The organism is Streptomyces sp. NPDC047117, assembly GCF_040643545.1.
Taxonomy (GTDB): domain Bacteria; phylum Actinomycetota; class Actinomycetes; order Streptomycetales; family Streptomycetaceae; genus Streptomyces.
Window position 1 is genome coordinate 176,990 of record NZ_JBEYUN010000009.1, and the last position, 14,153, is coordinate 191,142.

The 14,153-nt window shown below is 72.0% G+C and carries 10 protein-coding genes and 1 pseudogene; 10 read left to right on the forward strand and 1 reads right to left on the reverse strand.

Annotated features, from left to right (window positions below; translation table 11 throughout):
• The first annotated feature begins 51 nt into the window (after positions 1-51).
• The 9 genes from hpnE to ABZ840_RS19485 all read left to right on the forward strand — a co-directional run bounded on the left by hpnE (position 52) and on the right by ABZ840_RS19485 (position 12,267).
• Entirely contained in the window at positions 52-1,515 is a 1,464-nt protein-coding gene (gene hpnE, locus ABZ840_RS19445; protein WP_361561226.1) for a hydroxysqualene dehydroxylase HpnE, read from the forward strand.
• A 53-nt stretch (positions 1,516-1,568) separates the two neighbouring features.
• Positions 1,569-2,633, forward strand: coding sequence for a polyprenyl synthetase family protein (locus ABZ840_RS19450; protein ID WP_361561228.1), 1,065 nt, complete (start codon positions 1,569-1,571; stop codon positions 2,631-2,633).
• 128 nt (positions 2,634-2,761) lie between these two features.
• Positions 2,762-4,783 carry a squalene--hopene cyclase gene (shc, locus tag ABZ840_RS19455; RefSeq protein WP_361561230.1) on the forward strand — a complete coding sequence of 674 codons (2,022 nt, stop codon included), beginning with the start codon at positions 2,762-2,764 and terminating at the stop codon, positions 4,781-4,783.
• The gene (locus tag ABZ840_RS19460) at positions 4,784-5,428 is read left to right on the forward strand and encodes a 1-hydroxy-2-methyl-2-butenyl 4-diphosphate reductase (RefSeq protein WP_361561232.1); all 645 of its coding nucleotides are present in this window, start codon (positions 4,784-4,786) and stop codon (positions 5,426-5,428) included.
• Positions 5,429-5,433: 5 nt separating this feature from the next.
• Positions 5,434-6,459 (forward strand): adenosyl-hopene transferase HpnH, encoded by a 1,026-nt coding sequence (gene hpnH, locus ABZ840_RS19465; protein WP_361561234.1) that lies wholly within the window; start codon positions 5,434-5,436, stop codon positions 6,457-6,459.
• A gap of 4 nt (positions 6,460-6,463) precedes the next feature.
• Positions 6,464-7,666: a flavodoxin-dependent (E)-4-hydroxy-3-methylbut-2-enyl-diphosphate synthase gene (ispG, locus tag ABZ840_RS19470; RefSeq protein WP_361561236.1), complete on the forward strand. Its 1,203-nt coding sequence runs from the start codon at positions 6,464-6,466 to the stop codon at positions 7,664-7,666.
• Positions 7,667-7,716: 50 nt separating this feature from the next.
• Positions 7,717-9,630 (forward strand): 1-deoxy-D-xylulose-5-phosphate synthase, encoded by a 1,914-nt coding sequence (gene dxs / locus ABZ840_RS19475; RefSeq protein ID WP_361561238.1) that lies wholly within the window; start codon positions 7,717-7,719, stop codon positions 9,628-9,630.
• Complete coding sequence (locus ABZ840_RS19480; protein WP_361561240.1) at positions 9,627-11,009, forward strand: aspartate aminotransferase family protein; 1,383 nt, start codon at positions 9,627-9,629, stop codon at positions 11,007-11,009. Before dxs ends, ABZ840_RS19480 begins: the two co-directional genes overlap by 4 nt.
• 58 nt (positions 11,010-11,067) lie before the next feature.
• The gene (locus ABZ840_RS19485) at positions 11,068-12,267 is read left to right on the forward strand and encodes a serpin family protein (protein ID WP_361561439.1); all 1,200 of its coding nucleotides are present in this window, start codon (positions 11,068-11,070) and stop codon (positions 12,265-12,267) included.
• Here the strand turns inward: ABZ840_RS19485 and ABZ840_RS19490 are convergent.
• Complete coding sequence (locus ABZ840_RS19490) at positions 12,218-13,030, reverse strand: tyrosine-protein phosphatase (RefSeq protein WP_361561242.1); 813 nt, start codon at positions 13,028-13,030, stop codon at positions 12,218-12,220. The genes ABZ840_RS19485 and ABZ840_RS19490 overlap by 50 nt on opposite strands.
• Before the next feature lie 309 nt (positions 13,031-13,339).
• Here ABZ840_RS19490 and ABZ840_RS19495 point away from each other — a divergent pair.
• Positions 13,340-14,134 (forward strand): annotated as a pseudogene (locus tag ABZ840_RS19495) (SGNH/GDSL hydrolase family protein); the annotation flags it as partial.
• Between the last annotated feature and the right edge of the window lie 19 nt (positions 14,135-14,153).

The window sequence follows — 14,153 nt, forward strand, 5'->3', positions numbered from 1 at the left end:
AACCCTCCGGGCAACCGCTGCGTCAATGACAGCAGCAATCCGGGAGGACGCATGACTTCCGCCGACACACGGCCGGCCTCGCACATCACCACCGGCGCTGCCGGTGGCGGGGGCGCCGCGGCGGTCGTCGTGGGCGGCGGCCTCGCGGGCACCACCGCCGCCCTCGCGCTCGCCGAAGCGGGGCTGCGCGTCACCCTCGTCGAGGGCCGGCCGCGGCTGGGCGGGCTCGCCTTCTCGTTCCGCCGCGACTCCGCGGCCGGCGAGCTGAGCGTGGACAACGGCCAGCACGTCTACCTGCGCTGCTGCACCGCCTACCGGGACTTCCTGGAGCGGGTCGGCGGCGCGCACCTGATGCCGGTCCAGGACCGCCTGGACGTACCGGTGCTCGACGCCGACCCCGCGCGGGCCGCCGCCGGCGCCCGCCTGGGCCGACTGCGCCGCACCGCCCTGCCCGTACCGCTGCACCTCGCCGCGAGCCTGGCCACCTACCCGCACCTCTCGCTCGCCGAGCGGGCCTCCGTGGGCCGCGCCGCGCTCGCCCTGAAGGGCCTCGATCCGGCCGACCCCGAGCTGGACCGCATCGACTTCGCGAGCTGGCTCGCCCGGCACGGCCAGACGCCGCGTGCCGTCGAGGCCCTGTGGGACCTGGTCGGCGTGGCGACCCTCAACGCCCGCGCCGGTGACGCCTCCGCCGGGCTCGCCGCCATGGTCTTCAAGACCGGCCTGCTCTCCGATCCGGGCGCCGCCGACATCGGCTGGTCCCGCGTCCCGCTCGGCGACGTCCACGACACCCTCGCCCGGACGGCGCTGGAGAAGGCCGGGGTGCGCGTGGAGACCCGTACGCGGGCCACCGCCGTCACCCGTACCGACGAGGAGCGCTGGCAGGTCACCGTCGAGAACGGCCCGCACAGCCAGGAGCAGCTGGCCGCCGAGACCGTCGTTCTGGCCCTGCCGCAGCGCGAGACGCACGGCCTGCTGCCGCCGGGCGCGCTGGACCGCCCCGACCGGCTGCTGGACATCGGCACGGCCCCGATCCTCAACGTGCACGTCCTCTACGACCGCAAGGTGCTGCGCCGCCCGTTCTTCGCGGCGCTCGGCTCGCCGCTGCAGTGGGTCTTCGACCGTACGGACGCCTCCGGCATGCAGGGCGGCGGGCAGTACCTCGCCGTCTCGCAGTCCGCCGCGCAGGACGAGATCGATCTGCCGGTCGGCGTGCTGCGCGAGCGGTACCTCCCGGAGCTGGCGCGGGTGCTGCCCGCAGCCCGCGGGGCGAAGGTCCGCGACTTCTTCGTCACCCGCGAGCGCACCGCGACGTTCGCCCCCGCACCGGGCGTCGGCCGGCTCAGGCCCGCCGCCCGCACTCAGTCCACCGGCCTGTACCTGGCCGGTGCGTGGACCGCCACCGGGTGGCCCGCGACCATGGAAAGCGCTGTTCGCAGCGGCATCAGCGCCGCACGCGAGGCACTCACCGAACTCGGCTTCCCCCAGGGATCACTGCCCCAGGAGGCGGCATGACAACGAGTACGCGCGCTCGCACGAACACGAGCACCGGAAACAGAGGAGAAACCGTGAACCCGGCTTCCCCAGTAATCGATACCGAGGGCGTAGCCGCACTCCTGGAGCGCGGGCGCAGGCTTGCCACTCCGGTGCTGCGGGCCGCCGTTGACCGGCTCGCGCCTCCCATGGACACCGTGGCCGCGTACCACTTCGGCTGGATCGACGCCGCCGGAGCGCCCTCGTCGGGCGACGGCGGCAAGGCCGTGCGTCCGGCCCTCGCCCTGATCTCTGCGGAGGCCGCGGGCGCCGCGCCCGAGGTCGGCATCCCCGGCGCCGTCGCCGTGGAGCTGGTGCACAACTTCTCGCTGCTCCACGACGACCTCATGGACGGGGACGAGCAGCGCCGCCACCGCGACACCGTGTGGAAGGTGCACGGCCCGGCCCAGGCCATCCTGGTCGGTGACGCGCTCTTCGCGCTCGCCAACGAGATACTGCTGGAGCTGGAGACCGTGGACGCCGGACGCGCGACGCGCCGACTCACGGTCGCCACCCGCAAGCTGATCGACGGCCAGGCCCAGGACATCTCCTACGAGCACCGCGACCGGGTCACCGTCGCGGAGTGCCTGGAGATGGAGGGCAACAAGACCGGCGCGCTGCTCGCCTGCGCCGTCTCCATCGGCGCGGTGCTCGGCGGCGCGGACGACCGTACGGCCGACAGCCTGGAGAAGTACGGCTACCACCTCGGCCTCGCCTTCCAGGCCGTCGACGACCTGCTCGGCATCTGGGGCGACCCCGAGGCCACCGGCAAGCAGACCTGGTCCGACCTGCGGCAGCGCAAGAAGTCGCTGCCGGTCGTCGCCGCCCTGGACGCGGGCGGCCCGGCATCCGAGAAGCTCGCCCACATCCTGGCCGCCGACGCCAAGAAGAGCGAGACCGAGATCGCCGACTTCACGGAGGCGGAGTTCGCCTCCCGCGCAGCTCTCATCGAGGAGGCCGGTGGCCGCGAGTGGACCTCGGAGGAGGCCCGCCGCCAGCACGCCACCGCGATCGCCGCGCTCGACGAGATCGACATGCCCGGAGAGGTCCGCGCACAGCTGGTCGCCCTTGCGGACTTCGTCGTCGTACGGAAGAGATGATCACGATTAACCCGACCTAGATCGCAGTCGCCGGCCGGCGCCGGCCCCCGGTACGCCATACCGGGAGCCCGGCACCGGCCGACGGAAGCCCCATGCATTTTTCTTTGATCACTGCAGAAGGGGAAGCCATGACAGCGACGACCGACGGAAGCACCGGGGCCCTGCCGCCCCGGGCCCCTTCGGCCAGCGATGCCAACGCTGAGACCACCGATCCGAACCTTCAGGCCCCGCCCCTCGGAGACGTGACGGGCGCGGCACGGCGGGCAACCGCCCGGGCCACCGAACACCTTCTCTCCCTCCAGGACTCCGCGGGCTGGTGGAAGGGCGACCTCGACACGAACGTGACGATGGACGCCGAGGATCTGATGCTCCGGCAGTTCCTGGGCATCAGGGACGAGAAGACCACCGAGGCCGCCGCGCGCCACATCCGCGGCGAGCAGCGGGACGACGGCACCTGGGCCTCCTTCTACGGAGGGCCCGGCGAGCTGTCCACCACGATCGAGGGCTACGTCGCGCTCCGCCTGGCGGGTGACGCGCCCGACGCGCCCCACATGGCCAGGGCCGCCGCCTGGATCCGCGCGCACGGCGGCATCGCCGCCGCCCGGGTCTTCACCCGCATCTGGCTGGCCCTCTTCGGCTGGTGGAAGTGGGAGGACCTGCCCGAGCTGCCGCCGGAGCTCATCGCCCTCCCGAAGTGGTTCCCGCTCAACATCTACGACTTCGGCTGCTGGGCCCGGCAGACCATCGTCCCGCTGACGATCGTCTCGGCCGAGCGGCCCGTGCGCCCCGCGCCCTTCGCGCTGGACGAGCTGCACACCGACCCGCGGAACCCGAACCCGCCGCGTCCGCTCGCCCCCGTCACCACCTGGGACGGCGTCTTCGAGCGCCTGGACAAGGCGCTGCACCTCTACCACAACGTCGCCCCGCGCCGGCTGCGCCGCAGCGCCATGCGCGCGGCGGCCCGCTGGATCGTCGAGCGGCAGGAGAACGACGGCTGCTGGGGCGGCATCCAGCCCCCGGCGGTCTACTCGGTCATCGCGCTGCACCTGCTGGGCTACGACCTGAAGCACCCCGTCCTCCGCGAGGGCCTGGCCTCCCTGGACCGCTTCACGGTATGGCGCGAGGACGGTGAGGGCGCCCCCGTCCGCATGATCGAGGCCTGCCAGTCCCCGGTCTGGGACACCTGCCTCGCCACCATCGCGCTCGCCGACGCGGGCGTGCCCCGGGACCATCCGCAGCTGGTCAAGGCCGCCGACTGGATGCTGGACGAGCAGATCGACCGGCCCGGCGACTGGACCGTACGCAGGCCGACGCTGCCCTCGGGCGGCTGGGCGTTCGAGTTCGAGAACGACAACTACCCCGACATCGACGACACCGCCGAGGTCGTCCTCGCCCTGCGCCGCGTCGAGCACCCGGACCCGCAGCGCGTCGAGGACGCCGTACGCCGCGCCGTGCGCTGGAACCTCGGCATGCAGTCGAAGAACGGGGCCTGGGGCGCCTTCGACGCCGACAACACCAGCCCCTTCCCCGACCGGCTGCCCTTCTGCGACTTCGGCGAGGTCATCGACCCGCCGTCGGCCGATGTCACCGCGCATGTCGTGGAGATGGCGGCGGACGTCGGCGCCACCCACGACCCGCGCGTCCGGCGCGGCATCGAATGGCTGCTGGCCGAGCAGGACCCGACCGGCGCGTGGTTCGGCCGCTGGGGCACCAACTACGTCTACGGCACCGGCTCCGTGCTGCCCGCGCTGACCGCGGCCGGTCTGCCCGTCTCGCACCCCGCGATCCGCCGCGCCGTCGGCTGGCTGGAGTCGGTGCAGAACGAGGACGGCGGCTGGGGCGAGGACCAGCGCTCGTACCGGGACCGGGAGTGGATCGGGCGCGGCGCCTCCACCGCCTCGCAGACCGGCTGGGCGCTGATGGCGCTGCTCGCGGCCGGCGAGCGGGACGGCAAGGCCGTCGAGCGCGGGGTGCAGTACCTCGCCGCGACCCAGCGCCCGGACGGCTCCTGGGACGAGCCCTACTTCACCGGCACCGGCTTCCCCTGGGACTTCTCGATCAACTACCACCTCTACCGGCAGGTCTTCCCGCTCACGGCCCTCGGCCGCTACCTGGGCGGCGGTCCGGCCGGTGCTGCTCCGGGGGTCTAGATGACCGCCCCGGCCGGCCCGGTCCCGGGTCCTCCGCCCCCGCTGCTCGTTGCCTGCGCGCTCGGCATCGAGCGGCTCGCGCTGCGCGGCGGCCCGGGCGCCACCGTGCTCCGTACGGGCATGGGCCCGCAGGCGGCCGAGCGGGCCATCGGCGCCGCGCTCGCCGCCGGTTCGCCCACCGCGGCCTCGCCCGTCGTCGCCAGCGGTTTCTGCGCCGGCCTCGCGCCCGGCATGCGCCCCGGTGACGTGGTCGTCGCGGAGACGACCCGCGAGCACCGGCCGGACCGTCCGGAGAGCGTCTGCCGCGACAACACGCCGATGGTCGCGGCCCTGAAGGAGCGTGGCCTGACCGTGCACTCCGGGCTGCTGCTCGGCAGCGACCACGTCGTACGCGGCACCGAGCGGGCCGCGCTGCACGCCGCGGGAGCGGTCGCCGTGGACATGGAATCCGCCGCGACGCTCGGCACCGCGCTGCGCGCCGGGCCCCGTCCGGTTGCGGCCGTACGGGTGGTCGTGGACGCTCCAGAGCACGAGCTGGTCCGTATCGGCACGATACGCGGGGGAATATCGGCCTTCCGTGTCTTGCGTGCCGTCCTTCCCGTCTTTTTTGAATGGCACCGTTCTTTGCTGCTCCCCAGGAGGTGAGCCAGATGGCCATGCCGCTCCGTCAGACCATCAGGGTCGGGACCTATCTCTTTGAACAGAAAATGCTCCGGCGGCGTGAGAAGTTCCCGCTCATCGTCGAGCTGGAGCCGCTCTACGCGTGCAACCTCGCGTGCGAGGGCTGCGGAAAGATCCAGCACCCGGCCGGCGTGCTGAAGCAGCGGATGCCGGTCGCCCAGGCGGTCGGCGCCGTCCTGGAGTCCGGTGCCCCGATGGTGTCCATCGCGGGCGGCGAGCCCCTGATGCACCCGCAGATCGACGAGATCGTGCGCCAGCTGGTGGACCGGAAGAAGTACGTCTTCCTGTGCACCAACGCCATGCTGCTGCGCAAGAAGATGGACAAGTTCACCCCCTCGCCGTACTTCGCCTTCGCGGTGCACATCGACGGGATGCGCGAGCGTCACGACGAGTCCGTGGCCAAGGAGGGCGTCTTCGACGAGGCGGTGGCGGCGATCAAGGAAGCCAAGCGGCGCGGCTTCCGGGTCACCACCAACTCCACCTTCTTCAACACCGACACCCCGCAGACCATCATCGAGGTGCTCAACTTCCTCAACGACGACCTCAAGGTCGACGAGATGATGCTGTCGCCCGCCTACGCCTACGAGAAGGCCCCCGACCAGGAGCACTTCCTCGGCGTCGAGCAGACCAGGGAGCTGTTCAAGAAGGCCTTCGCGGGCGGCAACCGGCGCCGCTGGCGGCTCAACCACAGCCCGCTCTTCCTGGACTTCCTGGAGGGCAAGGCGGACTTCCCCTGCACCGCCTGGGCGATCCCGAACTACTCCCTGTTCGGCTGGCAGCGCCCCTGCTATCTGATGAGCGACGGGTACGTCCCCACGTACCGGCAGCTGATCGAGGAGACCGACTGGGACAAGTACGGCCGCGGCAAGGACGCGCGCTGCGCCAACTGCATGGCGCACTGCGGGTACGAACCGACCGCCGTCCTCGCGACCATGGGCTCCCTGAAGGAGTCGCTGCGCGCCGCCCGCGAGACCGCTGCCGGAAGCCGCGGGTGACGTCATGACCCTCAGTGGTAAGCCTGCCGGGGGTCCGGGGGTCGTCCCCCGGAAAAGCACAGCTCTGGGGCTCCCCGAGGTCCCGGCCCGTCCCCTGGCCGTCCGGCGCGTCTCGCGCCGGATCCAGGTCGGGCCGGTGGCCGTGGGCGGTGACGCGCCGGTGTCGGTGCAGTCGATGACGACGACGCGTACGGCGGACATCGGGTCGACGCTGCAGCAGATCGCGGAGCTGACCGCGTCGGGCTGCCAGATCGTGCGGGTGGCGTGTCCGACGCAGGACGATGCGGATGCGCTGCCGGTGATCGCGAAGAAGTCGGGGATCCCGGTGATCGCCGATATTCACTTCCAGCCGAAGTACGTGTTCGCGGCGATCGACGCGGGCTGTGCGGCGGTGCGGGTGAACCCCGGCAACATCAAGCAGTTCGATGACAAGGTCAAGGAGATCGCGAAGGCCGCCAATGACGCGGGGACGCCGATCCGGATCGGGGTGAACGCGGGGTCGCTGGACCGTCGGCTGCTGCAGAAGTACGGGAAGGCCACTCCCGAGGCGCTGGTGGAGTCCGCGCTGTGGGAGGCGTCCCTTTTTGAGGAGCACGGTTTCCGGGACATCAAGATCTCGGTGAAGCACAACGACCCGGTGGTGATGGTCAACGCCTACCGGCAGCTGGCGGCGCAGTGCGACTACCCGCTGCACCTGGGCGTGACCGAGGCCGGCCCGGCCTTCCAGGGCACCATCAAGTCCGCGGTGGCCTTCGGTGCGCTGCTGTCCGAGGGCATCGGCGACACGATCCGGGTGTCGCTGTCGGCGCCGCCGGCGGAGGAGATCAAGGTCGGTATCTCCATCCTGGAGTCGCTGAACCTGCGCCAGCGCCGGCTGGAGATCGTCTCCTGCCCGTCGTGCGGGCGGGCGCAGGTGGATGTGTACAAGCTGGCCGAGGAGGTCACGGCGGGCCTGGACGGCATGGAGGTGCCGCTGCGGGTGGCCGTCATGGGCTGCGTCGTCAATGGCCCGGGGGAGGCCCGCGAGGCCGACCTGGGTGTGGCTTCCGGTAACGGCAAGGGGCAGATCTTCGTGAAGGGCGAGGTCATCAAGACCGTGCCGGAGTCGAAGATCGTGGAGACCCTCATCGAGGAAGCCATGAAGATCGCCGAACGCATGGCGGCCGAGGGAGCGGCGCCCGGCACCCCCGACGTCACCGTCGGCTGAACGAACCCCGGCGGCTCCGTCGGCTGAAACAAAGAGGAGGGGGACCCAGCATGTCGATGCTCGAATACATCAGGGAACCGCAGGACCTCAAGGAGGTACCGGCGGACCGCCTCGACGAACTGGCGGGGGAGATCCGCCAGTTCCTCATCCAGGCCGTCGCCCGCACCGGCGGCCACCTCGGGCCCAACCTGGGGGTGGTCGAGCTGACCATCGCCCTGCACCGGGTCTTCGACTCGCCCGCCGACCGCATCCTGTGGGACACCGGGCACCAGTCCTACGTCCACAAGCTCCTGACCGGCCGCCAGGACTTCTCCAAGCTCCGCGGCAAGGGCGGCCTGTCCGGTTACCCCTCGCGCGAGGAATCCGTCCACGACGTCATCGAGAACTCCCACGCCTCCACCGTGCTCGGCTGGGCCGACGGCCTCGCCAAGGCCAACCAGGTACTGGGCAGGCGCGACCACGTCGTCGCGGTCACCGGGGACGGCGCGCTGACCGGCGGCATGGCCTGGGAGGCGCTCAACAACATCGCGGCCGCCGACGACCGGCCCCTGATCATCGTCGTCAACGACAACGAACGCTCCTACGCGCCCACCATCGGGGGCCTCGCCGACCACCTCGCCACGCTCCGCACCACCGACGGCTACGAGCGCTTCCTGTCCTGGGGCAAGGACGTGCTGCACCGCACGCCTGTCGTCGGCAAACCGCTGTACGAGTCGCTGCACGGCGCGAAGAAGGGCTTCAAGGACGCCTTCGCGCCCCAGGGCATGTTCGAGGACCTCGGCCTGAAGTACGTCGGCCCGATCGACGGGCACGACATCGAGGCGGTGGAGTCCGCGCTGCGCCGCGCCGCCCGCTTCCACGGCCCCGTACTGGTGCACTGCCGCACGGAGAAGGGCCGCGGCTACCGCCCGGCCCTGGAGGACGAGGCCGACCGCTTTCATACGGTCGGCGTGATGGACCCGTTCACGTGCGAACCGGTCACGCCGCCGAGCGCGCCGTCCTGGACCTCCGTCTTCGGCGACGAGATGGTCCGCATCGGGGCCGAGCGCCCGGACGTGGTCGCGGTCACCGCGGCCATGCTCCAGCCCGTGGGCCTGGGCAAGTTCGCCGAGGCGTATCCGGACCGGGTCTGGGACGTGGGCATCGCCGAACAGCACGCCGCGGTGTCGGCCGCCGGCCTGGCCACCGGCGGCCTGCACCCGGTCTTCGCGGTCTACGCCACCTTCCTCAACCGGGCCTTCGACCAGGTCCTCATGGACGTGGCGCTGCACAAGTGCGGCGTCACCTTCGTCCTGGACCGGGCCGGCGTCACCGGCACCGACGGGCCGAGCCACAACGGCATGTGGGACATGTCGATCCTCCAGATCGTGCCGGGCCTGCGGATCGCCGCGCCCCGCGACGCCGACCAGCTCCGCGCCCAGCTGCGCGAAGCCGTCGACGTGGCCGACGCGCCCACCGTCGTGCGCTACCCCAAGGAGTCCGTCGGCGAGCCGATCCCCGCGCGCGAACGCGTCGGGGGAGTGGATGTCCTCGCCCGCGGCGACCGCGAGGACGTGCTGCTCGTCGCGGTCGGCGTGATGGCACCGGTCTGCCTGGCGGCGGCGGAACTGCTCGCGGCGCGCGGCATCGGCACCACCGTGGTCGACCCCCGCTGGGTCAAGCCGGTCGACCCGGAGATCCCGCGGCTGGCCGCCCGGCACGCCGCGGTGGCCGTGGTGGAGGACAGCAGCCGCACCGGCGGCGTCGGTTCCGCCGTCGGCCAGGCGCTGCGCGACGCCGACGTGGACCTGCCGCTGCGCACCTTCGGCATCCCCGAACAGTTCCTCGCGCATGCCAAGCGGGGCGAGGTGCTGGCCGACATCGGGCTGACCCCGGCGGAGATCGCGGGCCGCATCGCGGAGAGCCTGCCCCGTACGGACGACCGCGCGGCCGTCGCGGCCGTCAAGGAGACCAACGACGCATGAGCGGATTCGACCTGACCAAGCTGCTCGCCGAGCGCGGCGACGAACGCTACGACCTGCACGCCAAGTACCTCAACCACCAGCTCCCGCGGATGCTGCACACCATCGGCTTCGACCGGGTCTACGAGCGGGCCGAGGGCGCGTACTTCTGGGACGACCAGGGGCAGGACTACCTCGACATGCTCGCCGGGTTCGGCGTGATGGGCCTCGGCCGGCACCACCCCGTGATCCGGCAGGCGCTGCACGACGTACTGGACGCCGGGCTCGCCGACCTCACCCGCTTCGACTGCCCGCCGCTGCCCGGACTGCTCGCCGAGAAGCTGCTGAGGCACGCGCCGCACCTGGACCGGGTCTTCTTCGGGAACAGCGGCACGGAGGCCGTCGAGACGGCCCTGAAGTTCGCCCGGTACGCGACCGGCAGGCCGCGGATTCTGTACTGCACGCACGCCTTCCACGGCCTGACCACGGGCTCGCTCTCGGTCAACGGCGAGGCCGGCTTCCGCGACGGCTTCGCGCCGCTGCTGCCGGACACCGCGATCGAGATGGGCGACCTGGAGGCGCTGGAGCGGGAGCTGAAGCGCGGCGACGTGGCGGCCTTCGTGGTGGAGCCGATCCAGGGCAAGGGCGTGCACCCCACCCCGCCCGGCTTCCTGCGCGCCGCACAGGAACTGCTGCACAAGCACAAGGCGCTGCTGATCGCCGACGAGGTGCAGACCGGCCTCGGCCGCACCGGCGACTTCTTCGCGTACCAGCACGAGCCCGGCGTCGAACCGGACCTGGTCTGCGTGGCCAAGGCGCTGTCCGGCGGTTACGTCCCCGTCGGCGCGACACTCGGCAAGGAGTCGGTCTTCAAGAAGGTCTACTCCTCGATGGACCGGGTGCTGGTGCACTCCGCCAGCTTCGGGGCCAACGCACAGGCCATGGCCGCCGGACTCGCGGTCCTGACCGTCATGGAGGACGAGCGGATCGTCGCCGGCGTGCGGTCGACGGGCGAGCTGCTGCGCACCCGCCTGACCGAGCTGATCCCCCAGTACGAGCTGCTGCACGACGTCCGGGGCCGCGGCCTGATGGTCGGCATCGAGTTCGGCCGCCCGAAGTCGCTGGGGCTGCGCAGCCGCTGGACGATGCTCCAGGCGGCACGCAAGGGGCTGTTCGCGCAGATGGTCGTCGTGCCGCTGCTGCAGAAGCACCGCATCCTCACCCAGGTCTCCGGCGACCACCTCGAAGTCATTAAGCTCATCCCGCCGCTGATCATCGGCGAGCCGGAGGTGGACCGGTTCGTCGAGGCGTTCACGGCCGTCATGGACGACGCCCACACCGGCGGCGGCCTGATGTGGGACTTCGGGCGGACGCTGGTGAAGCAGGCGGTAGCCCACAGATGAGCTGACAACGGGGGAGCGGGCAGTGGTCGCACCGACGACGGTACGGGCCGTGAACACCATGACGGCGCGCTGGGCGCGGGCCACGGCCGGGGACGGCGGCGCGGAACGCTCCACCGTCCTCACCGCGGCCGGCGTCTGGCCGCTGCTGGCCCTGCTCGCGGGCCCGGCCCACGGCCCGGTCCGCGCGGAACTGTCCGCCGCCCTGGGCGTACCCGCCGAATCCGCCGCCGCGGCGGGCCGGGAGGTCCTCGCAGCGTTGGAGGCCGCGCCCGGCATCCGCGCTGCGGTCGGGCTGTGGACCCGCCGCACGCTGGAGCTGCGCCCGGAGTGGCGCGCCGAGCTGCCCCTGGACACCCACGGCGAGCTGACCGGGGACGTCGAGACGGACCTGGCGGAGCTGAACGCCTGGGCCGCGCGGCGCACCGACGGCATGATCGAGAAGATGCCGCCGGTCGTGGGCCCGGACACGCTCTTCGTGCTGGCCTCTGCGCTGGTGGCGCGGACCACCTGGGCCGAGCCGTTCACCGAGACCCTGCTCGCTCCGCAGGCAGGGCCGTGGAGCGACCGCCGACTCGCCGGCCTGGTCCGCTCCGGCTCCCTGGACGACCACCTCGCGGTGCACAGCACGCCGTACGGCCCGCTCACCCGGCTGCGTGTCGAGGGCGACAACGGGCTCGACGTGCACCTGCTGCTCGGCCCCGAGGACCGCCCGGCGGGCGAGGTGCTGGAGGCCGGGATCGCGGCACTGGACGGGGCGTACGCCACCACGTACGGGGAGGCGCTGCCGGAGGGCGGTGCGGTGGCCCCTGGCGTCTCGGTCAGCACCGTCCCCAGCTGGGACGATGAGCCGACCCTCGTGGTCCGTTCCGTCTCCTTCACCGTTGGTGCGGACCACGATCTGCGCGACCGCGCGGCACTGTTCGGCCTGGAGAGCGCGCTGGACACTGCCCACGGTCATTTCCCCGGTATCAGCGCGTACCCGCTGGCGGTCTCCGCGGCCCGGCAGTCCGCCACGGCGACCTTCGGCCCGCTGGGCTTCCGTGCCGCGGCGGTGACCGCCGTCGCCGCGGCGCCCGGTGGCGCACCGCGCACACCGCAGCACCGCGCCCGCCAGGTCGAGGCGCGCTTCGACCGCCCCTTCGGGTTCCTGGCCGTGCGGCGGGGGACCGGTCTGGTCGTCGCGGCCGGCTGGGTGGCCGAGCCGGCGGTCAGTCCTCCAGCAGCCGTTCCCGCAGGCGGCCGCGGGTTTCCGGGGTGAGCTTCAGGCCCTCGGTGAGGTACGCCTCGGTGGAGCCCCAGGTGGACTCGATGGTGTCGAAGGCGGCGTGCAGGTACTCGGCACGCGCGTCGAAGAGCGGCGCGAGCAGTGCCAGGACCTCCTCGGACATGCCGGCCGCAGAGCGGTCGGAGCGGCGTACCTTGTACCGCCGGCGCGGGTCGTTGGAGATCAGGTAGTCCGCCTCGATGGCCTCCCGCTCCACGCCCACCGCGAGCAGTGTGACGGCGATGGACAGGCCCGCGCGGTCCTTGCCGGCCGCACAGTGCATGAGGGCGGGCACGCTCTCCTCGGCGAGGGAGTGCAGCACCCGGCTGTGGTCGGCGGTGCGGGTCGAGATGATGTGCCGGTACGTGCGGGCCATCCGGCCGGCCGCCTGGCCGTCGCCCAGTACCGTGCGCAGCTGGTCCAGCTCGCCGTCGCGCACCATCGCCCAGAACTCCGCGCCGTCGGCCGGGTCGGTGAGCGGGATGTTGACATGACGCACGCCGGGCAGCGTGACGTCCGGGCCCTCCAGCTTGATGTCGGCGGCGTTGCGGAAGTCGAAGATGGTGTGCAGGCCGAGGCTGCCGAGGAAGGTGGCGTCCGCCTCCGTGGCGTGCGCGAGGTGACCGCTGCGGAAGAGCCGCCCCTGCCGTACGCGCCGCCCGTCGACCGTCGGAAGCCCGCCGACGTCGCGGAAATTGCGCACCTCCACGAGCAGGGGCTCGGTCGACTGGACCTGCGGCGGCTGCTGCGTCGTCACGGGCGCGCTCCTTTGACGTCGGCCGTCGACGCTGCTCGTCGACGAGCGGGCTGGTTCGACCATACGGCACTGGTGCAATGGGCAACTAGCTCGCTCGGCCACTGTTTCCGACCGTATGACGTCGTAATCCCGTCGTTTTGGATCTCATCGGAGCCCGCTCGCGGTCGCTCGGCGCCCGGGTCCGGACCGTGGCGGACGTCCACTCTTATTCCGACTTGGTCAGAATTTGACTGAGTGGCGATCATCACCTCCCGTCAACCCCTGGTTACGGTGGCGTAGGTCACTCCCTAAGGTGAATTATGTCCTGACGTGGCAGAGGATTCGAAGAAGATAAGCAGCAGTGAAGGTGGCTCGATCGGGTCGTACGCAGCCGTCGGCGACAGTTTCACCGAAGGCGTCGGCGACCCCGGTCCCGACGGCGCGTTCATCGGCTGGGCGGACCGGCTCGCGGTCCTGCTCTCCGACCGCCGCCCGGAGCACGACTTCCGGTACGCCAACCTCGCCGTGCGAGGCCGCCTCCTGGATCAGATCGTCGCCGAGCAGGTTCCGCGCGCCAAGGAGCTGGGTCCCGACCTGGTGACCTTCTGCGCCGGCGGCAACGACATCCTCCGGCCCGGCTCCGACCCGGACGCCGTCGCCGAGCGCTACGCCGCCGCCGTCGCCGACCTCAAGGAGTCGGTGGGCACGGTCCTGCTCTGCACCGGCTTCGACACGCGCGGCATCCCCGTGCTCAAGCACCTGCGCGGCAAGATCGCGACGTACACCGCCCATGTGCGGGCCATCGCCGACCGGTACGACTGCCCGGTGCTGGACCTGTGGTCGCTGCGGTCCGTGCAGGACCGGCGTGCCTGGAGCGACGACCGGCTGCACCTCTCGCCCGACGGCCACACCCGGGTGGCGCTCCGCGCGGCCCAGGTCCTCGGCCTGGACGTGCCCGCCGACCCGGACCAGCCCTGGCCGCCGGAGGCCCGTACGGCCGCCGACGCCCGCCGCGAGACCATCCACTGGGCGCGCGAGCACCTCGTGCCGTGGATCGGGCGGCGGCTGCGCGGCGAGTCCTCGGGCGACCACGTCACGGCCAAGCGGCCCGAGCTGGCGCTGCTGGAGGCCGACGCGAACACGC